This window comes from Allobosea sp. Root381, from assembly GCF_001429395.1.
GTDB lineage: Bacteria > Pseudomonadota > Alphaproteobacteria > Rhizobiales > Beijerinckiaceae > Allobosea.
Window position 1 is genome coordinate 128,571 of record NZ_LMJT01000005.1, and the last position, 25,736, is coordinate 154,306.

27 protein-coding genes are annotated in these 25,736 nt (G+C 65.9%); 12 read left to right on the forward strand and 15 right to left on the reverse strand.

Annotation, left to right across the window (positions count from 1 at the left end; genetic code table 11):
* The first annotated feature begins 157 nt into the window (after positions 1 to 157).
* The 4 genes from ASE63_RS06715 to ASE63_RS06730 all read left to right on the forward strand — a co-directional run bounded on the left by ASE63_RS06715 (position 158) and on the right by ASE63_RS06730 (position 2,939).
* On the forward strand, positions 158 to 835 hold the full coding sequence (locus ASE63_RS06715) for a CDP-alcohol phosphatidyltransferase family protein (protein WP_056798443.1): 678 nt from the start codon (positions 158 to 160) through the stop codon (positions 833 to 835).
* Between the two features lie 197 nt (positions 836 to 1,032).
* Positions 1,033 to 1,764, forward strand: a complete 732-nt coding sequence (pqqC, locus tag ASE63_RS06720) for a pyrroloquinoline-quinone synthase PqqC (protein WP_056798447.1) — start codon at positions 1,033 to 1,035, stop codon at positions 1,762 to 1,764.
* 117 nt (positions 1,765 to 1,881) lie between these two features.
* On the forward strand, positions 1,882 to 2,550 hold the full coding sequence (locus ASE63_RS06725; protein WP_056798450.1) for a hypothetical protein: 669 nt from the start codon (positions 1,882 to 1,884) through the stop codon (positions 2,548 to 2,550).
* Between the two features lie 59 nt (positions 2,551 to 2,609).
* The gene (locus ASE63_RS06730; RefSeq protein ID WP_200962538.1) at positions 2,610 to 2,939 is read left to right on the forward strand and encodes a hypothetical protein; all 330 of its coding nucleotides are present in this window, start codon (positions 2,610 to 2,612) and stop codon (positions 2,937 to 2,939) included.
* Between the two features lie 144 nt (positions 2,940 to 3,083).
* On the opposite strand, the gene ASE63_RS06735 is transcribed toward ASE63_RS06730, so the two are convergent.
* On the reverse strand, positions 3,084 to 4,283 hold the full coding sequence (locus ASE63_RS06735) for an S-(hydroxymethyl)glutathione dehydrogenase/class III alcohol dehydrogenase (RefSeq protein ID WP_056798456.1): 1,200 nt from the start codon (positions 4,281 to 4,283) through the stop codon (positions 3,084 to 3,086).
* A 25-nt stretch (positions 4,284 to 4,308) separates the two neighbouring features.
* On the reverse strand, positions 4,309 to 4,887 hold the full coding sequence (gene gfa / locus ASE63_RS06740) for an S-(hydroxymethyl)glutathione synthase (protein WP_056798458.1): 579 nt from the start codon (positions 4,885 to 4,887) through the stop codon (positions 4,309 to 4,311).
* A 262-nt stretch (positions 4,888 to 5,149) separates the two neighbouring features.
* On the opposite strand from gfa, the gene ASE63_RS06745 reads away from it, so the two are divergent.
* Positions 5,150 to 6,220 carry a helix-turn-helix domain-containing protein gene (locus ASE63_RS06745; protein WP_056798460.1) on the forward strand — a complete coding sequence of 357 codons (1,071 nt, stop codon included), beginning with the start codon at positions 5,150 to 5,152 and terminating at the stop codon, positions 6,218 to 6,220.
* Between the two features lie 168 nt (positions 6,221 to 6,388).
* Entirely contained in the window at positions 6,389 to 6,589 is a 201-nt protein-coding gene (locus ASE63_RS06750; protein WP_156410225.1) for a hypothetical protein, read from the forward strand.
* Between the two features lie 25 nt (positions 6,590 to 6,614).
* Here ASE63_RS06750 and pqqE read toward each other — a convergent pair whose 3' ends face one another.
* The 6 genes from pqqE to ASE63_RS06780 form a co-directional block, all read right to left on the reverse strand.
* Positions 6,615 to 7,715 (reverse strand): pyrroloquinoline quinone biosynthesis protein PqqE, encoded by a 1,101-nt coding sequence (gene pqqE, locus ASE63_RS06755; protein WP_056798902.1) that lies wholly within the window; start codon positions 7,713 to 7,715, stop codon positions 6,615 to 6,617.
* A gap of 26 nt (positions 7,716 to 7,741) precedes the next feature.
* The gene (pqqD, locus tag ASE63_RS06760; RefSeq protein ID WP_056798466.1) at positions 7,742 to 8,035 is read right to left on the reverse strand and encodes a pyrroloquinoline quinone biosynthesis peptide chaperone PqqD; all 294 of its coding nucleotides are present in this window, start codon (positions 8,033 to 8,035) and stop codon (positions 7,742 to 7,744) included.
* Positions 8,036 to 8,495: 460 nt separating this feature from the next.
* A complete protein-coding gene (locus ASE63_RS06765; RefSeq protein ID WP_244491312.1) occupies positions 8,496 to 9,260 on the reverse strand; it encodes a DUF1194 domain-containing protein in 765 nt (254 codons plus the stop codon).
* Between the two features lie 30 nt (positions 9,261 to 9,290).
* A complete protein-coding gene (locus ASE63_RS06770) occupies positions 9,291 to 10,142 on the reverse strand; it encodes a pentapeptide repeat-containing protein (RefSeq protein WP_348271346.1) in 852 nt (283 codons plus the stop codon).
* Positions 10,112 to 10,927, reverse strand: a complete 816-nt coding sequence (locus ASE63_RS06775; protein ID WP_056798908.1) for a quinoprotein dehydrogenase-associated SoxYZ-like carrier — start codon at positions 10,925 to 10,927, stop codon at positions 10,112 to 10,114. Before ASE63_RS06775 ends, ASE63_RS06770 begins: the two co-directional genes overlap by 31 nt.
* Before the next feature lie 35 nt (positions 10,928 to 10,962).
* Positions 10,963 to 11,904 (reverse strand): quinoprotein relay system zinc metallohydrolase 2, encoded by a 942-nt coding sequence (locus tag ASE63_RS06780; protein WP_056798475.1) that lies wholly within the window; start codon positions 11,902 to 11,904, stop codon positions 10,963 to 10,965.
* 530 nt (positions 11,905 to 12,434) lie between these two features.
* Here ASE63_RS06780 and ASE63_RS06785 point away from each other — a divergent pair.
* The 4 genes from ASE63_RS06785 (at position 12,435) to ASE63_RS06800 (ending at position 16,319) form a co-directional block, all read left to right on the forward strand.
* Positions 12,435 to 14,255, forward strand: a complete 1,821-nt coding sequence (locus ASE63_RS06785) for a methanol/ethanol family PQQ-dependent dehydrogenase (RefSeq protein WP_056798479.1) — start codon at positions 12,435 to 12,437, stop codon at positions 14,253 to 14,255.
* Positions 14,256 to 14,360: 105 nt separating this feature from the next.
* Entirely contained in the window at positions 14,361 to 14,915 is a 555-nt protein-coding gene (locus ASE63_RS06790) for a c-type cytochrome, methanol metabolism-related (RefSeq protein WP_280137436.1), read from the forward strand.
* Positions 14,916 to 14,925: 10 nt separating this feature from the next.
* Complete coding sequence (locus ASE63_RS06795; protein ID WP_348271344.1) at positions 14,926 to 15,768, forward strand: substrate-binding domain-containing protein; 843 nt, start codon at positions 14,926 to 14,928, stop codon at positions 15,766 to 15,768.
* Positions 15,769 to 15,770: 2 nt separating this feature from the next.
* Positions 15,771 to 16,319 carry a PQQ-dependent catabolism-associated CXXCW motif protein gene (locus ASE63_RS06800; protein WP_056798486.1) on the forward strand — a complete coding sequence of 183 codons (549 nt, stop codon included), beginning with the start codon at positions 15,771 to 15,773 and terminating at the stop codon, positions 16,317 to 16,319.
* Between the two features lie 4 nt (positions 16,320 to 16,323).
* Here the strand turns inward: ASE63_RS06800 and ASE63_RS06805 are convergent, their stop codons facing one another.
* From ASE63_RS06805 to ASE63_RS06835, 7 genes are all read right to left on the reverse strand, one after another.
* Positions 16,324 to 16,905: a hypothetical protein gene (locus ASE63_RS06805; protein WP_056798489.1), complete on the reverse strand. Its 582-nt coding sequence runs from the start codon at positions 16,903 to 16,905 to the stop codon at positions 16,324 to 16,326.
* 68 nt (positions 16,906 to 16,973) lie between these two features.
* Positions 16,974 to 17,831 carry an ABC transporter permease gene (locus tag ASE63_RS06810; protein WP_056798915.1) on the reverse strand — a complete coding sequence of 286 codons (858 nt, stop codon included), beginning with the start codon at positions 17,829 to 17,831 and terminating at the stop codon, positions 16,974 to 16,976.
* An 11-nt stretch (positions 17,832 to 17,842) separates the two neighbouring features.
* Complete coding sequence (locus ASE63_RS06815) at positions 17,843 to 18,616, reverse strand: ABC transporter ATP-binding protein (protein ID WP_056798491.1); 774 nt, start codon at positions 18,614 to 18,616, stop codon at positions 17,843 to 17,845.
* Positions 18,613 to 19,038 (reverse strand): hypothetical protein, encoded by a 426-nt coding sequence (locus ASE63_RS28275; RefSeq protein ID WP_056798494.1) that lies wholly within the window; start codon positions 19,036 to 19,038, stop codon positions 18,613 to 18,615. The genes ASE63_RS06815 and ASE63_RS28275 overlap by 4 nt, the downstream gene beginning before the upstream one ends.
* 46 nt (positions 19,039 to 19,084) lie before the next feature.
* A complete protein-coding gene (locus ASE63_RS06825; protein ID WP_056798919.1) occupies positions 19,085 to 20,053 on the reverse strand; it encodes a YVTN family beta-propeller repeat protein in 969 nt (322 codons plus the stop codon).
* Positions 20,054 to 20,113: 60 nt separating this feature from the next.
* Positions 20,114 to 21,394: an ABC transporter substrate-binding protein gene (locus ASE63_RS06830; RefSeq protein ID WP_082609715.1), complete on the reverse strand. Its 1,281-nt coding sequence runs from the start codon at positions 21,392 to 21,394 to the stop codon at positions 20,114 to 20,116.
* A 200-nt stretch (positions 21,395 to 21,594) separates the two neighbouring features.
* Positions 21,595 to 23,250 (reverse strand): WcbI family polysaccharide biosynthesis putative acetyltransferase, encoded by a 1,656-nt coding sequence (locus ASE63_RS06835; RefSeq protein WP_156410228.1) that lies wholly within the window; start codon positions 23,248 to 23,250, stop codon positions 21,595 to 21,597.
* 327 nt (positions 23,251 to 23,577) lie between these two features.
* Between ASE63_RS06835 and ASE63_RS06840 the strand changes: the two genes are divergently transcribed.
* Both ASE63_RS06840 and ASE63_RS06845 read left to right on the forward strand, forming a co-directional pair.
* Positions 23,578 to 25,338: a fatty acyl-AMP ligase gene (locus tag ASE63_RS06840; RefSeq protein WP_056798502.1), complete on the forward strand. Its 1,761-nt coding sequence runs from the start codon at positions 23,578 to 23,580 to the stop codon at positions 25,336 to 25,338.
* Between the two features lie 62 nt (positions 25,339 to 25,400).
* Positions 25,401 to 25,649 carry an acyl carrier protein gene (locus ASE63_RS06845; protein WP_082609716.1) on the forward strand — a complete coding sequence of 83 codons (249 nt, stop codon included), beginning with the start codon at positions 25,401 to 25,403 and terminating at the stop codon, positions 25,647 to 25,649.
* Positions 25,650 to 25,736 lie beyond the last annotated feature (87 nt).

The following is a 25,736-nucleotide window of genomic DNA, read 5'->3' on the forward strand; positions in this document are numbered from 1 at the left end:
TGGATGGATACGCCCGGCGGGACGAGCGTCATCGTACAGACGACGGAGACGCCGGGCAGGCCCGCCTCGCGATGTTCAAGGCAGCTGCCGCGCTTGAAACCATGAACGCTCTCGGTGATATGTGTCGTCGACATTCGCGCCGAAGCAGTAGCCGTCATTGATACGCATCCATAACAGTCTCATCGGCGGTGTCGAGCGCAAGGCCTTGGCCTGGCTCGTCAGGCGGATGCCGGCACGGGTCACTCCGGACGCCTTGACGGCTTTCGGAATCTTCGGCGCCGCGCTGACCCTTCTCGGCTATGCGCTGACGCCCTGGTCGCCGGCCTTTCTCTGGCTGGCCTCGCTGGGGCTGGTCTTCCACTGGCTCGGCGATTCGCTGGACGGCAGTCTGGCGCGCTTCCGGCAGATCGAGCGGCCGCGCTACGGCTTTTTCCTCGACCAGTCGGTCGATGTCATCGGCAATCTGCTGATCGCGCTCGGGATCGGTCTGTCGGTCTATGTCCGCATGGATTTCGCGCTGCTCGCGCTGGCGGGCTATCACGCGCTCTCCGTCTATTCACTGGTGCGCGCCTGCGTGTCCGGCGAATTCCATGTCGCGCTGGCCGGGTCGGGGCCGACCGAGATGAGGCTGCTGATCATCACGATGAACACGATGATCTTCATCTTCGGCGCGCCGCTGTTCGTTGTCCGCGGCCTGGCGATGACCTGGTGCGACGTCACGGTGATCCTGCTTGCGGCCGGATATTTCGCGACCTTCGTCTGGCAGGTGGCGATCTATGCCGGAAAGCTCAGCCGCGCCGAAGCACCGCCCGCACGGGCGTCAGAACAGCCGTAGACGACACCGCCGCGGGCCGGCCACCGAGCACAGGAATCCCGCTGCGCCGCCTCGGGGCTTGCCGGGCAGCCCGCCTTGCGAAACAACTATGCGCGGCGTTGTAAGCCCTGTTGGCACTGATCGACGCTTGGCCACAGCGTTTCATGCTGGAAGGCTACCGGCGTCGCGGTGGCCCATGACGGCAGGGAGGTGAGATCTTGACTGCTTTGCTATCGCCGGAGGAACTGGAGCAGCGCCTGCGTCGGATCGGAGAGCAGCGCTATCACGACAAGCACCCCTTTCACGCCCGGCTGCATTCGGGCCGGTGCACCAAGGGAGAGGTTCAGGCCTGGGCCCTCAACCGCTTCACCTATCAGGCCCATATCCCGGTGAAGGACGCCTTCCTGATCGCACGGGCCGGCGATCCCGCGCTCCGGCGGGCCTGGCGCCAGCGCCTCGTCGACCATGACGGCAACGAGGATGGCGAGGGCGGAATCGAACGCTGGCTGCGGCTCTGCGAGAGCCTGGGCCTGGTGCGGGCTGACGTGCAGGCCCATCGCGGCGTGCTGCCGGCGACACGCTTCGCCGTCGACGCCTATGTCAATTTCGTGCGAGAGCGCCCTTTGCTCGAGGCAGTCGCGTCATCCCTGACCGAGCTGTTCTCGCCGCAGATCATACAGCATCGGGTCGAAGGCATGCTGGCGCATTATGATTTCGTCAGCACCGAAAGCCTGAGCTATTTCACCGCACGCCCGGAGCAGGCACGGCGCGATGTCGAGACCGCGCTCGCCTATGTCACCGCCCATGCCCGGACGCCCGCCGAGCAGCAGGCGGTCCTCGCCGCGCTCGAATTCAAATGCGACGTGCTCTGGGCCATGCTGGACGCCCTCCACCACGCCTATGTCGAGCCCGGCAATGTGCCGCCGGGCGCCTTCCTGCCGGGTGGGTGAATCGTCCTGCCGCAAGGCAAGGTGAGGGGACAGCCGGCCCGTTGCCGCCATCGACTGCGCGTTCTATCGTCTCGTCCTGCTGCTGCTCTGCCTGCTATCCTGACGGGGAGATGCGCCGTGCGCCGAACAGCTTTCGCCTTCGCGCTCTGCGCGGTCACGATGATGTCCGCGCATGCGCAGGATGCACCTGCCGACATCCTGTTCATGCGCCCTCATCTCGCCGGCCTGCCTGCAGGCGCCGAGCTGATCTACCGCCTAGACCGCAAGTCCTCCGACACAGCCCGCCTCGGCGAGCCGTTCAGCGACGACATTACGCTGACGCTCGGAACCGCTGCGCCGGACGGCAGCCGAGACGTCAGCCTGCGCATCTTTTCCGGTGAACGGGCGCGCGCGGTCGATGGGCTCGCCGGCCTGACCGGCAATCCCGTTCTGGTGATCTTCCTCGATCGGGCGGTCGCCAATCTGGCGCGCCTCACCGGCGGAAAGGCGCATTACCTCAAGGCTCGCCTGCGCGCCGCCCTGCGCGACCAGGCGACGAGCACGGCCGCCACGGCGGAGTTTGCAGGCAGGACGCTGGAGGCAACGCGCATCGTCGTCAGGCCCTTCGCCGACGGCGCCGAAGCCGGGCGCCTGCTCGGCTATGAGGATTCGGAATTCGCATTCCTCGTGGCCGAGGCCGCGCCCGGCATGCTGCTTGAGATGAAATCGAGCTTCGTCAGCACACTGCCCGACGCCCCGAAGCTCGAGGAAAGCATCGCCCTGAAATCGGCAGGCGCAAAGCCATGATGAAGCTTCTCATGGGAGATGGGCGACCCTGTAGGCTCAAGGTCCTTCTCGGCGCCGGGATGCTTTTGGCGAGCTGGGTCGGAGCCCAGCACGCCGGCGCGGTCGAAGTGCCGACCAACGACTATCCGACCGTCGCGCGCGCCGACTATATTTTCGGCTGCATGGCCGCGAACGGGCAGACACGCCTCGCTCTGGAGCGCTGTTCCTGCTCGATCGACGCGATCGCCAACGTCCTGCCCTACAGGGATTACGAGGAGGCGGAGACGATCATGTCCGTGCGCCAGCGCGGTGGCGAGAACGCCTCGATGTTCCTCTCCATGCCCTTGATGCGCGAAAAGGTAGCTCGCCTGAAACGGGCCCAGATCGAGGGCGAGCTGCGCTGCTTCTGATTCTGAGAAGTCCGGCTCGAGCCCGGATGCCCCGTCATGCTCGGGCTCGACCCGACCATGACAGAAACCAGCGCCGCTTCTTGGGCGCTTCTCGTCATGAGACTGTCGGGTCGCCGCTTCTCGGCGCCCGAGCATGACGCGCACTCAGTAAACCACGACGCTCCGGATCGACTTGCCCTCATGCATGAGGTCGAAGCCGGTGTTGATCTCGTCGAGGCTGAGCTTGTGGGTGATCAGGTCGTCGATGTTGATCTTGCCCTCCATGTACCAGTCGACGATCTTCGGCACGTCGGTGCGCCCGCGCGCGCCGCCGAAGGCGGTGCCCTTCCAGACGCGGCCGGTGACAAGCTGGAACGGCCTTGTCGCGATCTCCTTGCCGGCCTCGGCCACGCCGATGATGATCGACTCGCCCCAGCCGCGATGGCAGCACTCCAGCGCCTGGCGCATCACATCGGTGTTGCCGGTGGCGTCGAAGGAGAAGTCGGCGCCGCCGCCGGTCAGGTCGACGATCGCCTGCACGACCTTGTCGTTGCCGACCTCCTTCGGGTTGACGAAGTCGGTCATGCCGAATTTTTTGGCCATCGCGACCTTGGCCGGATTGATGTCGACGCCGATGATCTTGTCGGCCCCGACCATGCGGGCGCCCTGGATGACGTTGAGGCCGATGCCGCCGAGCCCGAACACCACGACATTGGCGCCGGGCCAGACCTTTGCCGTGTAGATCACCGCGCCGATGCCGGTGGTGACGCCGCAGCCGATATAGCAGATCTTGTCGAAGGGCGCGTCCTCGCGGACCTTGGCCAGCGCGATCACCGCGCCGATGCCGGTGGTGACGCCGCAGCCGATATAGCAGATCTTGTCGAAGGGCGCGTCCTCGCGGACCTTGGCCAGCGCGATCTCGGGCAGGACCGTGAAGTTCGCGAAGGTCGAGCAGCCCATGTAGTGGAACACCTCGCCGCCGTCGCAGGAGAAGCGGCTTGTCCCATCGGGCATGAGGCCTTGCCCCTGGGTGGCGCGGATCGCAGTGCAGAGATTGGTCCGGCGCGACAGGCAGGACTTACAGTTGCGGCATTCCGGCGTGTAGAGAGGGATGACGTGGTCGCCGGGCTTCAGCGTCGTCACGCCGACGCCGACCTCGCGCACGATGCCGGCGCCCTCATGGCCGAGGATCGCCGGGAACTTGCCCTCGGAATCCAGCCCCGAGAGCGTATAGGCGTCGGTGTGGCAGATGCCGGTCGCCATCACCTCGACCAGCACCTCGCCGGCCTTCGGCCCGCCGATCTCGACGGTCTCGATGGTGAGGGGCTTGCCGGCTTCCCAGGCGACGGCGGCGCGGGTTTTCATGGCCGGTCCCTCCGGACGGTCGGGATCAAGACTTCAGGACGCCGGACGCCTTGGCGATATGGGTCGCGATGTAGTCCATCAGCGGCGGCGACAAGCAGTCATAAGGCTCGAGATGCAGCTCCCGCAGGCGCGCGCGGACATTGCTCTGATTGTTCGGATCTGCACCCGATTCGATGATCGAGGAGACGAAAGCGGCAAACTCCGGCGGTGACCAGCCGGTTTCCGGCGACAGCTCGGTATGGACGAAATCGAGGCCGTGAAACGGATGGCCGGTCTTCTCGATCCGCCCGTACATATGGACACCGCAGCCCGTGCAGGCATGGCGCTGGATCGTCGCGGACTCGTCGACGATCTTCAACTTGTCCGCATTCTCGGTGACCGTCACCTTGTCGCGGGGGGCCACCGCCACCATCGCGAACAGCGCGCCATTCGGCTTCCAGCATTTCGTGCAGCCGCAGGCGTGATTATGCGCCGTCTGGGAGGCGACCCTCACCTTCACGGGGCGGTCCGTACATTTGCAGACGAGCGTCCCCCCCGCGAAGCCGGCGGAAGCCGGCGGAATGCCGCGGTCGATGGACGGATGGATGGCTACGGTCTGCGACATGGATCGTCCCTCCCTTTGGCCGGCATGATCACCCGCGCCACCTGATCAGGACCTTGCGCAGGGCATCCGGTGCCCTCTGCATGCGCCGATGGCGCAGGCTCGGCGTGCAGTGTTGCCCCTTTCTCCCGCCCACGCTTGCTCCACAGGGAAGGGCCGCTTGCCTGTCCGGGAAACAGCCTCCCGCATGATACCTTCGAGACGTTCCTTGCGCCGGGGTGTCGCTGTATAGTCCCCGCCGTCGAGGCCCTGCATGTGCGCGACCATGACCAAGTCGATCATGTCCCTCAGCACCGCGATGACGCCGGCTCCGCTGCGACCCCATTACTGGGGTCAGGCGCTGGGTACGCTGTGCGGCCGGCTGCATGCGGATACCTTCGGCGGCTCGACCATCGACGGCCATATCGACTACGCCACGATCTGGCAGCTGCGACTTTGCCAGATCGAGGTCAGCCGGCACCGGATCGCGCATCGTGCCACGCCGGGCGAACCCTGCGGCCAAGCGATCATCAAGGTGCTCTTCCAGACCTGCGGCACCTCCCTGTTCGAGCAGGATGGCCGGCGCCTGGTCATCGCGCCCGGCGATTGCCTGGCCTATGACGTTTCCCGAGCCCATGTGATCTCGAGCTCTGCGCTGACGAAACATGACGTCGTCATCATACCGAAGCATCTGCTGGAACAGCGCGGCCTGTCGGTGGAGCGGTTCCGGGCGCAGCAGGTTTCGGCCCGCGACGGCGCCGGCCGCCTGGCCCATGAGGTCTTCATCTCCGTCTTCAACCAGGCTCCGGCGCTGGCGCCCAGCTGCGAGATGCAGGTGGCCGAGGCCTTGCTCGACCTGGTGCTGCTCCCCTTCCTCTCGCCATTCGATCTCCAGCGCTCGCCTCGCGCGGCGCTCGCAGGCCGGATCAAGAGCTATATCGCAGAGCATCTGAACGAGCCTGAACTCAGCGTCGAGCAACTCGCGGTCGCGCTCGACCGCACCAAGCGCTATCTCCACATGGCCTTTGCCGAAGAGGGCACCACGATCAGCGGCTATATCTGGCAGAAGCGGCTCGAGAAATGCCTGCACGAGCTGGAAGCGCGTCCGAGATCGGGACGAACCCTCACCGACATCGCCTTCTTCTGGGGCTTCAGCAGCTCGTCGCATTTCACGCATCTCTTCAAGAAGCGCTACGGCATGCCGCCTTCCGCCATTCCAAGACCGGGCGACCTTGCGAATGCCAGGCTCGGCCTCGCCCCGCTCCTCGACGAAGGCGGTGCCACGACAACACCAACAGCCGATGGCGAGGACAGCGCCGTTCCGCCGATCTCGCCACAACGATCGCCGGGGTCGTGACCGCCGTCTGCGTGCGCTTTCCAACACTGCCGAACCATAGCTCAGGCTCGGCGTTGCTTCTGATCGACGCTTTGATCTTGCATCGGTTTTTTCCGAGAATCGCGTGCCACTTTTCGGGCCGATGCTTTACCGTCGATGCCTGCGAAGCCCATCAAGAAGGAACCATGGATGCTCGCGATCGTCATTTCCGTCTGCCTCGTCGGCGACCCTTCGGCCTGCCGAGACGAGCGCATTTCACAGTTGATCGAAGCCTCGCCGCGCCAATGCCCGATGAGCGCAGTCCCCTACGTCGCGCGGTGGAGCAGCGAGCATCCCGGCTGGCGGGTCGTCCGCTGGCGCTGCAGCCGGGCCGACGAAAAGGACATCTGACCAGCGGGTACCCCGCGGCAACCGCTCACACGCCCCGATAGGACCGATAGATGAATTCGCTGCGGCCGGAGGCTGCGTCGGTTTCCGCCAGCGCAACGACCTGCCGGTGCAGCGGCGACAGAGAGCAGGCTGGGTCGGTGGCCGCGGCGTCGTCGGCAAGCGCCATGGCCTGGCACCGGCAGCCGCCGAAATCGAGTTCCTTGCGCGCGCAGCTCCGGCACGGCTCCTGCATCCAGTCCGTGCCGCGGAAGGCGTTGAAGGCGGCGCCACGGTACCAGATCTCCGCCAGACTCACCTCGCGCACATTGTCGAATGCGAGCCCCGGAATCGTCTCGGCCGCGTGGCAGGGCAAGGCGCGTCCCGACGGCGTCACGTTCATCAGGCGCGAGCCCCAGCCGCCCATGCAGGCTTTCGGATAGCGGGCGTAATAGTCGGGCAGCACGCAGTCGATGACGAGGCGCCCCGCGGTGCGGCCTCTCGCCTCCTCGACATCGGCCATCGCGGCGTCGACCTGCGCGCGGCTCGGCATCAGCATGGCGCGATTGACCAAGCCCCAGCCGTAATACTGGACATGCGCGATCTCGACGCGCGCCGCTCCCCAGGTCTCGGCCAGGCGGACGAAATCGGGAATCTGGTGCACGTTCTCGCGGTGCACGACCGCGTTGACGGTGAGGCGCAATCCCAACCGGGCGATCTCGGCTGCGATCGCGTGCTTGCGCTCGGACGCGCCCGCATAGCCCGCAACGCGATCGCATGTCTGCGCATCGACGCCCTGCAGCGAGAGCTGGATATGGTCGAGCCCGGCCTCAGCGACCGCCTCCAGCATGGTCGGCTGGAAGCCGACGCCCGAGGTGATCATATTGGTGTAAAGCCCGGCACCGTTCGCATGCGCGACCAGCTCGGCGATGTCGTGTCGCAGCATCGGCTCGCCGCCGGAGAAATAGATGTGCAGCACGCCGAGTGCGGCTGCCTCGTCGATCAGGCGCTTCCATTCCTCGGTCGACAGTTCGCTCGAACGCTTGTCGAGTTCGAGCGGGTTGGAACAATAGGGGCAGCGCAGCGGGCAGCGATGCGTCAACTCCGCGAGCACGCCCATTGGCGGCGCAGGCTGGACCTGTTCCGGCATGCCTCGCACCAGCGTCTCGACATCGCTCACAGATCGACCATCCTCTGATCGGCAAGCCCGCGCAGGAAGGCTGCGACATCGGCGGTGATCTCGCCTGCATCGGCCTCGAACGTCGCCGCCAGTTCCTTCGCGATAGCCTCGATGCTGCGCGCGCCATCAATGCGCTGCAGGATCTCGACGGCGATTTCGTCGGGCTCGAACACGCGCTCCGGGCCAAGAAGGAACCATTGCCCGCGGCTTTCGTCGAAGCGCAGGCGGACACCGCGGGGCAAGCTTGGCACAATAGCCGCGACGTCGGCGCTCCCTATCTCGACATCCATGCAGCGGGCCTCTCGCGAAGTTGATCGAGCCGATGGCGCGGGGTCGACAGCCGCACGGTTCGAGGCGATCGCCCGACACCGCCAAGCACGCACTTGCAGGCCACAACCAAGCGTCGCCACGCTTGCGGCCAGCAAATCGATGAGCTCAAACTGGTTCGCAGCGGCGTACCGATGGCACCGGCATCAGATCACCGCCCGCGACGAGGACTCATTCTCGTCGCAAGCAGTGACCAGTTCTTTCAGACAGCAGCCTCAGAGCTGAGCAGGCGAGTACGACGTTACCTCGCAGCCAACCGCCACTTCGATGATCGCGGGTTTCTTCCACTTGCGCATGATCGGTATCTCCAGATCGTGGCCAGGTTTCCTGGCGGAAGCGTTATGAGCCTACACCTGCAGGCCACCCCATGTAAACGACGCCGAACGCCTTGCTGTTCCACGAAGCCTCGCTGGCCAGCCCGCGTCACCGCGTAAAACCGGGTACTCCTGCAACGGCGGAACCGCCCGGAGCACGAGGAAAAACGCTGACTTCGGTCATGAATTTCTGCCGGAAGGCACGGCCGAAATCCTTGAAGCCCTCTGCCGGCAGGATGAAGGAGCCCGGCCCTCCGATGACGTTTTCGCGATACCAGCCGGCCAGCGTCGCCGCCTGGTCGCCTTCAAGGATGGGCAGCCCGTTGATCGTCAGGCCGATCGCGACGAGCTCGTCGCGAGTCGACGGCGAGGCTGGTACGGGGTTGCAGTTGTCCCGCCCGTCGCCTGAGACGTCCAGGATGACTCGCGTGGCCTGAACAGGTATCTGCGGCGTGATCTTGTCGGCGACGAAACGCATCATCTGCGCAACGCAGGTGAACTCCCCGCCCTGGCGCACCAGGCCCCGCAGCCGGGTTGCGAGCGCAACCGCATCGGCGGCGCTGGCGATCCTGACCCAAGGCACCAAGAGATGCGGCCTGTCAGCCCAGAGGACGATGCTGATCGCGATCGAACCATGTGCCCCACCGAGAAGCGCCGCCTGCACGGACGGGTCCTCGAGCGCGCCGGCGATACCCTCGACCTGCAGCCGATAGCGGCGTGCATCGACGGAATTCGAGACATCGACCGCCAGGATGAGAGCGGTATCGACACGGCGCAGCGGCTGGACGCCGCCACCTCGGGCGCCGGCCTGCATCAGCAGCGCCGCCGCGACGGCAATCACCACGGGGCGCACAGAGCGATCGAGCAACAACACGGGCGTTTGCCCCGCAATGCATTCGAGAGCTCATCTTACCGCCTTGTCGAGATTGCGCGCCAGAGCGAGCCCCTTGGCGGTCTCCAGCCCCCTGGTGCCGATCAGGATCGCCCCGTCGAAATCGACGCCGGCGATATCGGCTCCCGTCAGGTCGGCGCCGGTGAGATCGGCCTTGGACAGGTCGACATTGACGAGCACCGCGCCGGTGAGATCGGCCTGGCGCATCTTCGCGAAGCGCAGCACGATGCCGGTCAGATCGGTGCTGCGCAGGATGGCCCGGGTCAGATCGCAGCCGAAGAGCTCGGTGCGCAGCGCCGTCATCAGCGTTCCGCGCATATCCGCATGGTTGAAGACCGCCGCGGTCAGGTCTGCGCCGCTGAAATCGGCGCCGCTCAGATGCGCGACGATCCTGGCGCGCGTAAGGTTGGCGTTGCGGAATCGCGGCGCCTCGCTCGTATCATAGGACAGGCTGGAAACCGCCGTCGGCAGCAGCAGGGTCGCGCCGGAGAGGTCGGCCCCGCTGAAATCGGCACCGATGATCACCGCCCGGTCGAGCCGGGCGCCATGCAGATCGGCCCCGGAGAGATCGGAGCGCCCGAGATCGGTACCGAAGAGATCGCTGCCCGCCATCCGCGCACGCCGAAAATCGAGGCCGCTCAGGTCGAGCTGCCGTAGATCCTGACCGCCGAGATCGACGCGCGCGCCCGGCGCCAGCTGAAAAAGTCGCCGCGCGATGTCGCGGGCGTTGAGCTTGGCTTCGGCGAAGCCCGGCGCGCAGGCCCAGATTAGCCCGGCGGCGACGATGGCGGTCGCCTTGCCGAAGCGCCTGGCGCGGATATGCGATGCCGTGCTCAGCTGTCGTCTCCACTCTTGACGGGCCAGCTGCCGCGAAGGACGCGGCCATCCGTATCCTTCGCCACCGCGGTGAGAACCTCGTCCGCGCCCGCCGGCCGGAAGGTGAAGCGGATATTGGGGTCCGCACTCAGCGAGATGCCGCCTTCCATCCGGAACACCAGCGCTGCGCCGCGCCTGACTTCGAGATCGGTGATGAACTTCGCCGGGATGTAATATCCGGTCAGCTGGTTCATCTGCAGCCCGGAATGGTTCGGATGCCGGATCATCAACTGTGCCTCGCGCGAGGTCGAGCCGGGCGCGGCCGCGAACTGCCGCAGCCGCATCTTGCCGAGCTCGGCCTCGGCAAGCTCACTGTCCTTCAGCGCGGGGGCCGAGCAGCCGCCCGACGCCTTGACGTATCTCGTCGCCATGTGGAGCGAGCCGGCCTGCGTCTCGACCACCGCCCGCACATTGGAGTAGGCATCGACCCGGACGCGCGTCGCCAGCACGACCTCGCCGGCCCCTTCGCCGAAGCTGAAGGTGGCGACGACCGGAGCCGGATTCCGGTCGATCAGCAGGGTCAGGGATCGCGGCCTCGACGCGTCCCCGCCGGAGACCCGGACGGTGAGCGGGACCAGCGCCGCATCCTCGGCACGGACCGGCGCCTCCAGCGTCACCAGCCCGTCCTCCTCGGCGATCGGGCGGTTGCCGAACACGTCCTGATGCAGGCCGAGCCAGGGATCGTCCTCGGCGAGAGCCTGCGTGATCGGGAGGGAGCTGAGAGCAGCGCCGACAAAGCCGAGGACGCTGCGGCGTGAGAGGCGTTCGGTCATGACGATCCTCCGGATCGCGCCGCCCGACGCGGCGATCATTCCCATTCCAGCTCGGCGAAGGCGGCCGTCACATTGCGGGCGTTGAAGGCGTCGAACAGGAGCCAGGCGTCCTTCTCGGACAATCCGACGGTGGTGGCGGCCTCCGCAATCGACCGCCCCTCCTTGATCATGCGCCGCACTTCGGCGGAGATCGTTTCGAGATAACGCTTCTGGGGCTGCATTGGTTCGGGCCAGGCGGCGATGGGCGGCCCATGGCCGGGCACGACGCGCTTTGCATCGACTCGCTCGAGACGATCGATCAGGGCGAGCCAGCCCCGAATGGAGCCATCGAGGGCTGGAATGTGCCGCATGAACAGCAAATCGCCCAGAAAGAGCGTTCCCGTCGCTGTATCATGAACGGTGAGGTCGTTGTCGGTATGGGCCGTCGGCTGCGCCTCGAGGATGAGCTCGCGTCCGCCCAGATCGATCACCGCTCGGTCATGCACCGCCCGGGTCGGTGCGATGAGGCGGGTGCCGGCGAAGGCTTCTGAGCCGAGCAGCTGCGCATTGACGGCAAGGTAGCGATCGGCCCGCGCCGCCAGCGCCTGGGCGAGCTTGTGATGGCCGATGAAGTCCGGCCTGTCCTCGGCGAAGGCTGCGTTCCCGAAGAGATGGTCGGGATGCATATGGGTGTTGATCACATGACGGATCGGCTTGTCGGTGACGGCCCTGATCGCGGCGCGGAGTGCCTGCCCGACGGCGAAACTGCCGCCGGTGTCGATCACAGCCACGGCATCCCGGCCGACGACAAAGGAGAGATTGGCGACGTCACCCCGGTTCGACGGTGCAAACAGCGCATAGGCGCCCTGATGGACGAAGACGCCTGATGCGATCTCCGTCACCTCCAGCGGAACGACCGGCGGGCCGTCCTGTGCGCCGGCCCGCACGGCGAACCCGGCGCTGGCCGCCAGTGCAAGCCAGTGCAGCGTGCCTGACAAAGCCTGCCGTCTGGTCCAATGCGGCGGCCGCCCAAGTCTCGCGACAGGACGGCGCAGCTTAGCGCCGACCGCCGGACGCAATTGCGGGCCGGGATCGACCATCGCCCTTCGCGTCGCCGGAAAACTGATCGCAGCAATTCGCATCGGTCGCCTTGCTCAAGTCGGAGATATTAATCGGACGGAGTGAAATATCCGTCCCAGACCAGATTACGACTTCACTCACATTGGTCAGTAATCGTTACCGATACCGCCTATTCGATCCGGATTCTGAGGCACCTCCGGCAAACTTGAGAGACGATGATTTCCCAACATCTTGTCTGATGCAAGGAAACAGCCTAAAGCTAACTCTCAGTCGAGATGGTCACTACGGCCGGCGTCATCGGACGCTGGTGAGGTCGTAGTTTGGGCCAACGTCGGGTGCCTCGAGGTCTCGGCGCGTGATGCCGTGACTCGCCACGATGCCTTAACTCGCTATGCCGTGATGCAGGATGGAGCCGCCGACAATCAAAAGATCGCCAGGAGGAAATGCCATGCGCAAGATCATCCAATCGGCAGTTTTGTTGACAGGTGTCGCCTTCTCAGGTCAAGCATTGGCAAATCCAGATGTAACAAAGCAGACATCTGATCCTAACCAATGGGCGATCCAGACCGGCGATTACGCAAATACGCGTTATTCGAAGCTCGATCAGATCAACCGCGACAACGTCAAGAATCTGAAGGTCGCCTGGACATTCTCGACCGGCGTGCTGCGCGGCCATGAAGGCGGGCCGCTGGTGATCGGCAACATGATGTATGTCCACACGCCGTTCCCCAACATCGTCTATGCGCTCGACCTCGACCAGGACGGCAAGATCATCTGGAAATACGAGCCGAAGCAGGATCCCTCGGTCATTCCGGTGATGTGCTGCGACACCGTCAATCGCGGCGTCGCCTATGCCGAGAACATGATCTTCCTGCATCAGGCCGACACCACCGTCGTCGCGCTGGACGCCAAGACCGGCAAGGAAATCTGGAAGGCGGTCAACGGCGATCCCAAGAAAGGCGAGACCAACACCGCGACCGTCCTACCGGTGAAGGACAAGCTGATCGTAGGCATTTCCGGCGCCGAATTCGGCGTTCGCGGCCATGTCACGGCCTATGACCTCAAGACCGGCAAGCAGCTCTGGCGCGCCTATTCGACAGGGCCGGACGCCGAGATGCTGATCGACCCCGAGAAGACGACCTCGCTCGGCAAGCCGGTCGGCAAGGATTCCTCGCTCAAGACCTGGACCGGCGACCAGTGGAAGATCGGCGGCGGCTCGAGCTGGGGCTGGTATTCCTATGATCCGGACACCAACCTGTTCTTCTACGGCACCGCCAACCCCTCGACCTGGAACCCGGTCCAGCGCGCCGGCGCCGATGGCAAGCCGATCGACCAGAAATGGACCATGGCGATCTTCGCCCGCGATGCCGACACCGGCATGGCGAAATGGGCCTACCAGATGACGCCCTTCGACGAGTGGGACTATGACGGCGTCAACGAGATGATCCTCGCGGACATCCCCGTCGGTGGCCAGACCCGCAAGGCGCTGGTGCATTTCGACCGCAACGGCCTCGGCTACACGCTCGACCGCGTCACCGGGGAACTGCTCGTCGCCCAGAAATTCGACCCGAAGGTCAACTGGACGACCGGCGTCGTGATGGACAAGAACAGCCCGCAATATGGCCGTCCGCAGGTCGTGGCCGCGATGTCGACCTTCCAGAACGGCGAGGACAAGAACACCAAGGGGGTCTGCCCGGCAGCCCTCGGCACCAAGGACCAACAGCCGGCCGCCTTCTCGCCGCGCACCGGCCTGTTCTACGTGCCGACAAACCATGTCTGCATGGACTACGAGCCGTTCCGCGTTTCCTACACCGCCGGCCAGCCCTATGTCGGCGCGACGCTGTCGATGTTCCCGGCGCCTGGCAGCCATGGCGGGCTGGGCAATTTCATCGCCTGGGATGCCGGCCAGGGCAAGATCGTCTGGTCGCTGCAGGAGCCGTTCTCGGTCTGGTCGGGTGCGCTCGCGACCGCCGGCGGCGTCGTCTTCTACGGCACGCTGGAAGGCTACATCAAGGCGGTCGACGAGAAGGACGGCAAGGAGTTGTTCCGGTTCAAGACCCCGTCCGGCATCATCGGCAACGTCATGACATATACCCATAAGGGCAAGCAGTATGTCGCGGTGCTGTCCGGCATCGGCGGCTGGGCCGGCATCGGCCTCGCGGCCGGCCTGACCAACCCGACCGACGGCCTCGGTGCCGTTGGAGGCTATGCCAGCCTGCGCGACTACACGGCGCTTGGTGGCGTCATGACGGTGTTCTCATTGCCGTGACGACCCCGCGAGGGCCTGTCCGGCCGCAAGGCTGGGCAGGCCCCCAACCTATTCCGAGAGAGCGGCTTGCTGAGACGTGCGGCGCCAGGACCGGAGAGGCAGACAGTGAGACACCTCGGTATCGGCCTCGCATGCGCGGGCTTCACGGTGGCGGCAGCACTCCTCTCAGCGACGGGCGGCTCCTCCCAGGACAAGCCGGCAAAGGACGCGCCGTCCACGAACAGCGCAGCCAAGAGCGAGGAAGACGGCAAATGGCTCGATGCGGAGGGTTTCCCCACCTACAACATCGCGGCTGACGGCAAGGTCGACTGGTACACCTATTCCGGTTTCCGCCGCTATCACTCCGAATGCCATGTCTGCCACGGGCCGGAGGGCGAGGGCTCGACCTATGCGCCGGGCCTCATCGAATCCCTCAAGACCATGAAGTATCCCGAGTTCATGCAGGTCGTGGCGAGCGGACGCACAGTCAACCGCCCCGACAAGACCAGCGTGATGCCGGCGCTCGGCGATAACGTGAACGTCATGTGCTATGCCGACGACATCTACGTCTATCTCAAGGCACGCGCCGACGGCGCCCTGCCCCGCGGCTCGCGCCCGCAGCGTAGCGGCGAGAAGCCCGAGACGGCGATCCGCAATGAAAAGACCTGCATGGGTTCGTAAGGTGGAGCCGGTGAGTCGGCGTTGCTCCGCCGCCCTGCTGGCCTGCTTCCTCATGACCGTGGCCACCGCCGGCGAGGCCGCCGAATCCGGCCGCGCCGATCTCGTCAACCGCGAGGTGCTGCGGGTCTGCAGCGACCCGGCCAACCTGCCCTTCTCCAACCAGCAGCAGCAGGGCTTTGAGAACAGGATCGCCGAACTCGTCGCCGAAGAGCTGAAGCTCCCGCTCGAATACACCTGGTTCCCGCAGGCGACCGGCTTCGTGCGGCAGACGCTGTTCGCCAAGCGCTGCGACCTGATCATCGGCTACGCGCAGGGCGACGAGCTCGTCCTGAACAGCAACCATTATTACCGCTCGGCCTATGTGCTCGTGCATCGCAAGGGACAGGGGCTCGATGGCGTCGGCACGCTCGCCGACGAGCGTCTGAAGCCGAAGCGCATCGGCATTGTCGCTGGCACGCCGCCGGCCGATATCGTGGCGCGGCTCGGCCTGATGGAGCAGGCCAGACCCTACCGGCTGATGGTGGACCGACGCTTCGAATCCCCGGCCGAGCAGATGATCGCCGATATCCGCTCCGGCGAGATCGATGCGGGCATCCTCTGGGGTCCGATCGGCGGCTACTTCGCCAGTCGCGGCGGGGAAGCCCTCACGGTGACGCCGCTGCTGAAGGAGACGACCGGCCCGCGCATGGCATATCGGATCACCTTCGGCATCCGCAACCAGGAAAACGACTGGAAGCATCGGCTGAACGACGTCATCGCCAAGCGGCAAGGCGATATCGACGCGATCCTGCTCGATTTCGGCGTACCGCTTCTGGACGAGGACGGCGTGCCGATTACCGCGCCGCGGCGCTGAGCATGCGGCGCGGCCTCGCCGTGCTGATGCTCTGCCTCGCCACCGGCCTTCCAGCCCGCGGCGTTGCGCAGGAAACGCCCGAGGAGCCGGCGGAATATCGCACCGACCTCTATCGCGGCCCGGTCCCCGCGACATTGCGAGGCGCTCGCGTCATCGACGTCGAGATCGCGGAAAGGCTCTGGCGCGAGCGCTCGGCGATCTTCATCGACGTTTTGCCACGCCCGATGAAGCCGGCGAACCTGCCGGCCAACATCGTCTGGCGCGAGCCGCCGCATCGGAGCATTCCGGACGCGGCCTGGCTCGCCAATCTCGGCTACGGCATCGTCCCGGAGCCCCTGCAGCGCGGCTTTCAGGCGCGGCTCGAGACACTGACCGGCCGCGACCGGACAAGGTTGCTGGTCTTCTTCTGCCAGAGGCAGTGCTGGATGTCCTGGAACGCGGCCAAGCGCGCCGTCTCCTGGGGATACCAGAACGTCGCCTGGTTCCCCGAAGGCACCGATGGCTGGAGCGATGCGTTGCTTCCCCTCGCGGACGTCGCACCCGAGCCCTGAGCGCTCAATCCTTCATCAGCCCCCGGATCGCGCGCGCCAGATCGAAGGCGCGCTGTTCGATCTGGACGGGAATCTCGCAGGCATAGGGGATCGCGTCCTGCCGTTCGGCGAAGAACCGCGCATCCCATTTGTAGCGGTCCTCCGCCGCGCCGAGCGCGGCCCTCGCCTTCTCGTCCGATGCGGATGTCTCACGCAATGCGCCGAGCGCTGCGCCCTGCTCCTGGATCCTGGCGGAGAGTTCCCGCTGACGGCGCTGGAACCGCTCGATCCCCGCCATGATCAGGGCCCGTTCGTCATTGATCGTCTTCAGGACGCCGGCGAAGAGCAGTTTCAGCCTCTCGTCCCGCTCAGGCTCCGGCTGCGCCTTGAGCCAGCGCTCCAGGCTCTCGCTCGCCTTTTCCATCGGGTAGGCCCGGCTGACCAGGAGCTTGATCAGGCGGCCCATCTCGGCATCGTCCTGCCAGCCGGTCAGCGCATCGACATCCGGACCGTCCCACATCTGCGCGGCGGTGAGCGTCACGACCTTGCGCTGGATGCAGGGCCATTCGGTTTCCTGGGCCCGCGCCGACAGTGTGCCCAGCACCATGGCGGCGCAAGAAACAGACAACGCCGCGCGAAACGGCCGCCGGCCCGCAGATGAGGCTCTCGCGAAAATCATGCCACGCCTCCGGTAGCACCTCGCCGGCCCAGCAAGCCCTTGGAGGGATTATAGGCGAAAATCGCCGCACCGAGAAAGGCCGCGGTCAGCGCCAGGACCACCACGAGCGAGGTCAAATCGAGCTGCACATAGAGCGCGAAGCGGATCAGCTCCACGGCATAGGTGAAGGGGTTGAGCCGGCAGATCTCGTAGAGCAGCGGGCTCGATTCCCTGATCCGCCACAGCGGGTAGAGCGCCGAGGAGGCGAAGAACATCGGGAAGATCACGAAGTTCATCACGCCGGCGAAATTCTCCAGCTGCCGGATCAGCGAGGAGATCAGCAGCGCTAGCGCCCCGAGCATGAGGCTGGACAGGAACAGCGCCGGCAGCACCGTCAGATAGCCAAGCGGCGGCGGCTCGATCTCCCAGAAATAGGCGATCAGCAGGAAGGCATAGGCTTGCAGCAGGGACACCGCCCCGCTGCCGACGAGTTTCGAGGTCAGCAGGAACCAGCGCGGGAACGGGCTGACGAGAAGCGTCCGCATCGCACCGGTCTCGCGGTCATAGACCATCGAGAGCGAGGACTGCATCGCGTTGAACAGCAGGATCATGCCGATCAGGCCGGGCGTCACGAAGACCTCGTAGAGGACATAGGTCTCGTAGGGCGCGATGATCGAGACGCCGAGCACCTGCCGGAACCCCGCCGCGAAGATGAACAGCCAGACCAGTGGCCGCACCAGCGCCGAGAGGAAGCGCTCGCGCTGATGCACGAAGCGCAGCGTCTCGCGCCAGACGATGCCGTTGAAACAGGCGAGATAGCCGAGGAGGCCTCGGCCTGCGCGGGCTTCACCCAGGCCGGGCGAGAGGCTTTCCATCGGAACCGGCTTCATGCCGCGGCCCCCGCGACGCTCGCATCCGCGGCCGCCGTCAACGCGCTGAAGGCATCGCGGACAGTCTTCGCATTCGTCGCCGCCAGCAACTCGCCATGGCCGCCTGCGAACAGTACTCGGCCCTTGTGCAGAACGACCACGCGATCGCTCGGCGCGATCTCGTCGATCAGATGCGTCGCCCACAGCACGCCGAGCCGTCGCCGGGCGACGAGGTCGCGCACCAGGGCGATGACGCCCTCGCGCGCGCCGATATCGAGGCCGACTGTCGCCTCGTCGAGCAGGAGGCAGCGCGGCCCGTGCAGCAGAGCGCGGGCGATCTCGACGCGCCTCGCCTGCCCTCCCGAGAGCGCGCGCACCTTGTCATGCGCCTTGTCGCCGAGCCCGACCGTTGCGAGCAGGGCCATTGCGCGCGCCTTGGCCGCGGCGTGGCCAAAACCATGTAGCGCCGCATGATAGGCGAGGTTCTGCAGCAGGCTCAGGTCGGCATCGAGTGCGCGGCTCTGGAACACCACGCCGATCTGCCGCAGCGCCGCGGAAGGGGCGCGGCGCACATCATGGCCGCAGACCCTGATCTCGCCGCTGACATTGTCGTAGAGGCGCGTGATCAGCGCAAACAGGGTCGATTTGCCGGCGCCATTCAGCCCCAGCAGCACCGTGAACGAGCCGGCGGGAACCGCGAGCGAGACATCGGCCAGCGCGCGCCTTTCGCCAAAGGCATGGCTGACCCCGGCAACAGAGAGCGCCAGGGGCTCTTCGGCATCCGGACTCACTTGACGATGAACCGCCCGGCCATGCCCTTGTCCGCCATCCCGTTGCAGGCCCAGGCGTATTCGCCCGGGCGGATCGGCACGAAGAACAGCTCGGCCTCGCCTTCGCGCTCCATCTCGACCTCGTAGACATGGCTCGCCTTGATCTCGACCTTGTTTACCTCGATCTTGCGAAGCCAGATGAAGTTGGCGAATTCCGGCGCCGACCAGGCGCATTCCTTCGCACCGGTCGATTTGAGCTTCAGCACATAGCCCTTGCCGGTCTGCAGGTTGTAGTCCTTCTGCGACACGCCGTAGCCGGCATTGCCGAGGCCGATTTCCAGCACGGGAAGCCTCTCGACCTTCTGCGCGAGATAGCCTTCCGCCTGCGCGGCCCCGGCGATCAGGACGGCCGCGAGCGACGTGGCGACGATATGGACCTTCATGCTCTCCTCCCGGTTTCTGCTGGCTTTGCGCCTTTTGGAATACGAATCAGAACGGGGCGACCACGACACCCCAGGGATAGCGCCCGACCTTCACGGACTTGGTCACGCGCAGCTTCTCGACATCGATGATCGAGACGTCGTTGGAGGTACCGTTCGTCGTGAACAGCTGCTTGCCGTCCGGCGTGAAATCGAGCTGCCAGACGCGCTGCCCGACCAAGAGATAGCGCTCCACCTTCCGGCTCGCGACATCGACCACAGCGACGCGGTTGGCGGGGCCGAGCGCGACGAAGGCCTTCTTGCCGTCCCTGGCGATCCGCACGCCCACGGGCTGGATCGCGTCGGCGTTGACGCCGGGAATCTGGAACGAGACCTTGCCGAGGACTTTTCGCGTCTTGGCGTCGATGACGCTCACCGTGCCGCCGATCTCCGAGCTGACCCAGACCTGCGCCCCGTCCGGCGTGAACTCGGCATAGCGCGGACGGGCGTCGACCAACACGTTGTCGATCGTCTTGTTGCTGGCGGTGTCGATGAAATGCGCCATGTTGGTCGTCTCGGAGGTGTTGACCAACACGCTCCCGTCCGGGCTGATGCCCATACCCTCCGGCTCGACGCCGACCGGAATCTCGGTCACGACCGTGCCCTTCTCGATATCGACCACGGTGACGATGTTGTCGTCCTCGTTGGCGATGTAGAGCGGGTTGCCCTTCGGGTGGAGCACGAACAGCTCCGGATCGGGGCCCGAAGGCAGCGTCTTGACGAATTCCAGCGTCTTCGCATCGAAGACCTGCACGATGTTGTCGTCGCTGGCGCAGACCAGGAGCCACGCGCCATTCCTGGCAAGCGCGATCCCGCGCGGGCGCTGGCCGACCTTGATGGTCTGGGTGACGGTCAGCGTCTCGCTGTCGATGACGCTGACGGTGTTGTCCTTTTCGTTCGAGACGAACACTGTGTAGGCATCGGCGCCAGCCACCGATAGAAGAAGCAACCCCGTCGAGAGAAGATATTTAAGCCGCATCTTGCTCTGCTCCTGGTGATCGTTTCGACAATTCAGGACGGCCATCGGCATCGCTTCGGCCTACCGTGCTCCCTCGAGCTTGCATTTCGTCTCGGGCTGGTCGTTGCCCAGCGTATCGAGCACCGAACTCTGGTGCAGGAAGCCGGGCTGCGGCGAAACCGAGACCGGCAGCTTCGGCGTGGCGAGCAGGATCGGCTGGCGCAGCTGGCCGTTCCAGGCCCTGAAGGTCAGCTTCTGTCCCTTGAAACCCGCGATCTCGAACTCTGGTGAACGCAGATAGGCCGCGATGTCGGGATAAGCGGTCGATTTTGTCCGCGTCGCAGCCTCGCCGATGCTGCGGACGGCGAGCCAGACATCATAGTCGAGCGGCCGCATCGTGCGGTTGGCGGCGCGCCTGAAGCGGTTCTGGAATTGCGTCGCCCCCCATTGTTCGAGCGCGGGGTGCCAACTCGTCGGCGTCAGCCCCTGGGTGCCTGCCACCGGCCGCGGTTCCCAGGTGCGATAGGGCAGATATTCGCCGAACAGCTCGGATTCATCGGCCACGACCACGACGTCATGGGCAGGCGCATTCTGCGTGAAAAGCGGAATCTGCTGCTGGATCTGCTCATGGCCACCATCGCTGCGGCGGGAGCCGCCTTCGGCTTCGAAGGCGCGCTCCTCGACGATGCGCGCGCCGAAGCGCTTGGCCGCGCGCCGCAGGGCTTCGGCGTAGGCCTCGTCCTCCGACCGCTGCCCGCGGATCAGGAACCAGCGTCGCCACTGCTTCCAGACAAGATATTGCGCCAGCGCATCGGCCAGCATCGCGCGTGACGGACCGGTATGCAGGACGTTGGCCCGGCAATCCTCCTCGCGCAGTGTCTCGTCCGGCGCCCCGGCGTTGAACAGGAGCGCATCCTTGCCCTTCAGGGCATCGGCAAGCTTGAGCAGCGTCTGCGGCCCCATCGCGAGCACCAGAAAATGCTGCCCCGTTGCGAGCCCCTTTTCAGCCCCGGCAAGCAACGCATCGGCGCTCGCGCTCTCGATCACATCGAGGCGGAACTCCTGACCGAGAAAACGCCCTGTGTTGTTGTTGTCGGTGATGGCGAGCCGCGCCCCCGCGAGCCCTTCATCGTTGGGCGGGATGTCGAGCAGCGACAGCGGGGGCGGTCGATCGAGCGTCTCGCGCAGGAGCAGAATACCGAGGGTCTTGGTCTCGGCCGCCGGCTGAGGCGCCGATTGCGCGTGCGCCGGCAACGAGGAGCTGGCGAGCACAACGAGGGCGAGTGTCGGAAGGGCGCGCGCAAGGCGGCGCGCCCTGGCTCGAAAACGGTGCAGGCATCGGCTGGCCTCGCATTCACCCATGCGCGGCTCCCCCTGCGGACGAAACCAGGCGGCGGATGTGCCTGCATCGTTCCTTCGTCGGACCCTGAGCGTGCGCTCACTCCCAAAGCACTGTCAAGCAGCCAGGTCGCGATACCGGCGAACCTCCCGTCCGGAACCTGCCTCCTCGCTCCCGGTCACTTCGCAGGAGCCACGATGGGCAGGTTTCTGCGCCTCGGATTCTATCCGTAATAGGAGATATATTTGCGAAAATAGCTTTCCCAGGTGACCCATTCGCCGCGCACGAGATATTTCCGCTCCGTGCCAGCCCAGCGGATACCCAGCTCCGCGGCGACCTTCGGGTGTACCGGGACCTGAAGGCGGCGCAGGGAATCGAGCGAGCCCGGCAGCCAGAACTGCAGGGAAAGCCCGAGCTCCCGGGAGATCTGCTTCACCAGCATCTTCATGATCCGACCGTTCGGATGCGCCGTCGTGTAGAAAGTTTGCCGGCTCCTGAAATTCTCAAGGATATAGGCGCCGATCCCGGCGGGGAATTTGCGGTCCATCTCGGCGAGGCGCCGCTCTTCGAAGCCGTGGAGGCGGTTGAAGTCGATCAGCCGCTCGACCTCGAGCGATTGGTAAACCCTGAAGCGGCTTTCGTGATCCGGGATCTCCTTGCGCAGGCGCGACAGCAGCCCGTCGAAATAGGTGAACTCGAAATTGGGAAGGTCGCGATTGCGCGCCAGCCTGTCGTCCGGCCCGTTGAAGGCATCGAAGGGCCAGGGCGAGGCGAGCCGGATGCACGGGTAGCGCAAGGTCGGCAAATGCTCCGGCACATGCTGGCGCAGCGGATACTGCTCCCATTCGCGGATGTCCTGGATCAGCAGCATGTCGCATTCGTCGAGATCCCGCTTGCCCTGCTCATGCAGGTTCGCGGGAAGCTCCATGTAATGGTGTTTCACTGAGAAATGCCGCGAAAAGCCGGAATGATAGCGCAGCGCCTCCGCGAGCAGATTGCCCTGGCAGTTGCCGAAGATGACGATCTGCTTCCTGTCGCCGCGCGCAGGCCGGGGCGCGGCCGCCCGGCCGGGCGCGGCGGGTGAACCCTCCGCAGCCCGATCGGATACCCGCCGCAGATCAAGCGAATTCAGCTGCAGCGTACCATTGCGGAAATGCCTGAACCGCAGATCGATCGTGCGCGGCACGCCGCTATCGAGGCTGACATCCATCGGAACGTCGAAGGTGAAAGAGGCGTGGCCGCCCGCCAATTCCGCGGCGCTGAACCGCCCGAGGCCGAGCGGCATGCCGTCGCGCGTCCCGACCGCGATCTCGAGAGCCGGATCCGAGAGCCGCCGCGCGCCCTCGAGGGCGCAGGAGAGTTCGAGACGATAGCTGCCGACCGGCAGCCGCAGCCGGGCCGCATTGCGGGCGAGCTTCAGCCGGCTGAGCGAGAAGGGCGACAAGCTCACCCCGCCCGGCCGCGGCAAGGTCCGCAGCCGCCCGAGCATGCGCCACGGTGCGATCGCTGTGACGTCTTCGTCGGAAGCGTGGGCGGGCGGCTCGTCATGGAGCGCGACCTCGACCATGGTCAGGAAGGCATTGCCGAAATGGGTGAAGCGGAACTCGAAGGGCGCATCCGCCCCGCCTTCGATGCTTAGTTCCGGCGGCACGTCGAAGGTCACGGATTGCTCGCCACGGCGCAGATCGGCAGCGGTGTAATCACGCCACGCGCGCAGAACCCGGTTCTGCGCGATGACCTCGACACCCATCACCGGATGCTCGCCCTGCAGCGGCAGCCGCACCCGGCACCGGAAGGACAGGCGATAGCGCCCCTGCGGCAGTCGCAAAAAGGGGCCATAGACGAAGGCCTGCGCCGGGATGAGGAAGAGCACGGACACCGAGCCGTCCGCGCGACGTAGCGCCGGCTCGCGGACCTCCATGAGCGGCAGGAGCTGCTTTCCCGAAGCCGGAAGGAACGCCGTCCGCAAACCCTGCGTCAATTCCGCTGCCCCCGCACCGCTCATCGCCCGCCCGCCGGGTTTGATCTGCCGAAGATCTCGTCTAACATCGGTCGCGATTGCATGCAGCGGATGATTGCAGCTTATCCATATCGACGACCGAGCCTTTGAGACCCGACCCGCTCATGCCTGCCACACCCCAAATCGTGAAGCGCTCACCGACCGGGATCGGCGCGCGCGCCGACGCCTCGCCCGAGGCCGCCTGACATGCGACACGTCTCGTCGCTGGTCGAGGTGCTGGAGCTCCAGGCAGCTCGTCGGCCGGATGTGGCCGCGGTCACGATCTATTCCGACCGTCCCGGCGAGCGGCCATCGCTCAGCTTCCAGGCCCTGCACGCACAGGCCGCCAGTCTCGCCGGGCGGCTGGCCGAGGAGGCAGTGCCGGGAGACCGGGCGCTGCTGATCTTTCCGTCTTCGCTGGAATTCGTCGTCGCCTATTTCGCCTGCCTCATGGCCGGCGTTGTGGCCGTGCCGATGATGCCGCCGCGCCGCAATGCCAATCACGATGCCAGCGCGGCCATCATGGCCGATTGCAGGCCGCGCCTCGCGCTGACGCCCGCCACCGAGGTCGCCCTGCGTGGCACGCTGCGCGAACGCCTGGCCGCGGATGGCATTCGCCAGGTCCCGGTCGAATTGACGGCTGAACCGGAAGCGTCGCGGAGCCCCGTGCGTGGCGCGAACGAACTCGCCTTCCTGCAATACACCTCGGGCTCCACCTCGGCGCCCAAGGGCGTGATGGTCAGCCATCGCAACCTGCTGGACAATCTCGCGATGATGCGAGCGCGGCTCGGCAACCATGCGGACTCGGCGCATGTGAGCTGGATCCCGCTCTATCACGACCTCGGTCTGATCATGAACCTGCTGCAGCCGATCTATCTCGGCGCATCCTGCGTCCTGATGACACCGTCGGGCTTCATGCACCGGCCGCTGAACTGGTTGCGCGCCATCCACGAGCACCGCGCCGAGGTCGCGGCCGCTCCGAACTTCGCCTACGACCTCTGCGTCGACCGTTTCCGCCCCGAGCAGATGGACGGCATCGACCTTGGCGGCTGGAAGATCGCCCTCAACGGCGCCGAGCCGGTGCGCGCCGCGACGCTCGAGCGCTTCGCCGCGACCTTCGCGCCCTATGGTTTCGACGCAGGCTCCATGCGGCCCGCCTATGGCCTCGCGGAGGCGACGCTGCTGGTCGCTGCCGCGAAGCGGGGCGAGCGTCCGCGTATCCGGGAGGTCAGTGCCGACGCCTTGAAGACGGCGGTCATAGCTGTCCCCAAGGACGCGGGCGATGTCCTGCCGCTCGCAAGCTGCGGCTCGGCCATGGACGGCCTGTCGCTCGCGATCGTCGATCCGGAAACGCGCCGCCGCTCCCCTCCCGGACAGATCGGCGAGATCTGGATCCAGGCCTCCTGCGTCGCCGGCGGCTACTGGCAGCGACCGGCGGAGAGCGAGGCGGTCTTCCGCGCACGCATCGAGCCGGCGCGGGCAGAAGCCGCCGAGCCGGACGCCGTCTGGCTGCGCACCGGCGATCTCGGCCATCTCGACGCCGATGGCGAGCTCTACATCGTCGGCCGGCTCAAGGACGTGATGATCATTCGCGGCGTCAATCACCACCCGCAGGACATCGAGGCGACGATCGCCGCCAGCCATCCGTCGCTGCGGCGCGACCATGGCGCGGCCTTCGCCGTCCCCGATGCCGAGGGCATGGACAGAATCGTCGCCGTCCAGGAGGTCGAGCGCACGCAGCGCCACGCATTCGCGGAAGCCGAGGTGATCTCGGCGATCCGGGCCGCGGTGGTGAACAATCATGATGTCGCCCTGCACCAGATCGTGCTGATCCGGCCCGGCACCCTGCCGAAGACCACCAGCGGCAAGATCCAGCGCAGCCTCACCCGGCAGCGCTGGCTGGACGGGGCACTCGAACCCTGGAACGCCGCCCCGGCATCCGCCGACCGCGAGGCGGTTTCGTATTGACCTTTCGCGCCGGCTGATCGGGCCGGACCGCGCACCCGCCACCACACACTTGCAGGATCGACATGCCATCGGAAGTGGAAACGGAGCAGCTCTGCAGGTCCAGCCTTGCTGCGCTGCTCGATATAGACGAAGGCGCGATCCTGCCCTCGACGAGCTTCGCCAGCCTGGGCCTCGACTCGGCCACGGCCGTTCATTTCGTGCTCGAGGCGGAGCAGCGGACAGGCCTCGAGCTCTATCCGGGCGTCACCCACGACTATCCGACCGTGGCGGAGTTCGCCGCCTATCTCGGCCAGCGCCTCGGCAGCGCCTGATCGCGAGCGGGCAGCGGCGACGCTGGCGCCGCTCCGCAAGGACAACGAAACGAAGCTGCACCACCGGCCGGTCGGAAAGGCTGGGCC

Excerpts from the sequence above, each read along its gene's own strand:
- ASE63_RS06785 (WP_056798479.1), top strand. The coding sequence starts at position 12,435 with ATGCGCAAGATCATCCAATCGGCAGTTTTGTTGACAGGTGTCGCCTTC.
- ASE63_RS06730 (WP_200962538.1), top strand. The coding sequence starts at position 2,610 with ATGCTTTTGGCGAGCTGGGTCGGAGCCCAGCACGCCGGCGCGGTCGAA.
- ASE63_RS06750 (WP_156410225.1), top strand. The coding sequence starts at position 6,389 with ATGCTCGCGATCGTCATTTCCGTCTGCCTCGTCGGCGACCCTTCGGCC.
- ASE63_RS28275 (WP_056798494.1), bottom strand. The coding sequence starts at position 19,038 with ATGAAGGTCCATATCGTCGCCACGTCGCTCGCGGCCGTCCTGATCGCC.
- pqqD (WP_056798466.1), bottom strand. The coding sequence starts at position 8,035 with ATGGATGTCGAGATAGGGAGCGCCGACGTCGCGGCTATTGTGCCAAGC.
- ASE63_RS06830 (WP_082609715.1), bottom strand. The coding sequence starts at position 21,394 with ATGGGTGAATGCGAGGCCAGCCGATGCCTGCACCGTTTTCGAGCCAGG.
- ASE63_RS06810 (WP_056798915.1), bottom strand. The coding sequence starts at position 17,831 with ATGGAAAGCCTCTCGCCCGGCCTGGGTGAAGCCCGCGCAGGCCGAGGC.
- gfa (WP_056798458.1), bottom strand. The coding sequence starts at position 4,887 with ATGTCGCAGACCGTAGCCATCCATCCGTCCATCGACCGCGGCATTCCG.
- ASE63_RS06825 (WP_056798919.1), bottom strand. The coding sequence starts at position 20,053 with ATGCGGCTTAAATATCTTCTCTCGACGGGGTTGCTTCTTCTATCGGTG.
- ASE63_RS06735 (WP_056798456.1), bottom strand. The coding sequence starts at position 4,283 with ATGAAAACCCGCGCCGCCGTCGCCTGGGAAGCCGGCAAGCCCCTCACC.
- ASE63_RS06845 (WP_082609716.1), top strand. The coding sequence starts at position 25,401 with ATGCCATCGGAAGTGGAAACGGAGCAGCTCTGCAGGTCCAGCCTTGCT.
- ASE63_RS06800 (WP_056798486.1), top strand. The coding sequence starts at position 15,771 with ATGCGGCGCGGCCTCGCCGTGCTGATGCTCTGCCTCGCCACCGGCCTT.
- ASE63_RS06775 (WP_056798908.1), bottom strand. The coding sequence starts at position 10,927 with ATGACCGAACGCCTCTCACGCCGCAGCGTCCTCGGCTTTGTCGGCGCT.
- ASE63_RS06745 (WP_056798460.1), top strand. The coding sequence starts at position 5,150 with ATGACCAAGTCGATCATGTCCCTCAGCACCGCGATGACGCCGGCTCCG.
- pqqE (WP_056798902.1), bottom strand. The coding sequence starts at position 7,715 with ATGCCGGAACAGGTCCAGCCTGCGCCGCCAATGGGCGTGCTCGCGGAG.
- ASE63_RS06840 (WP_056798502.1), top strand. The coding sequence starts at position 23,578 with ATGCGACACGTCTCGTCGCTGGTCGAGGTGCTGGAGCTCCAGGCAGCT.
- ASE63_RS06805 (WP_056798489.1), bottom strand. The coding sequence starts at position 16,905 with ATGGTGCTGGGCACACTGTCGGCGCGGGCCCAGGAAACCGAATGGCCC.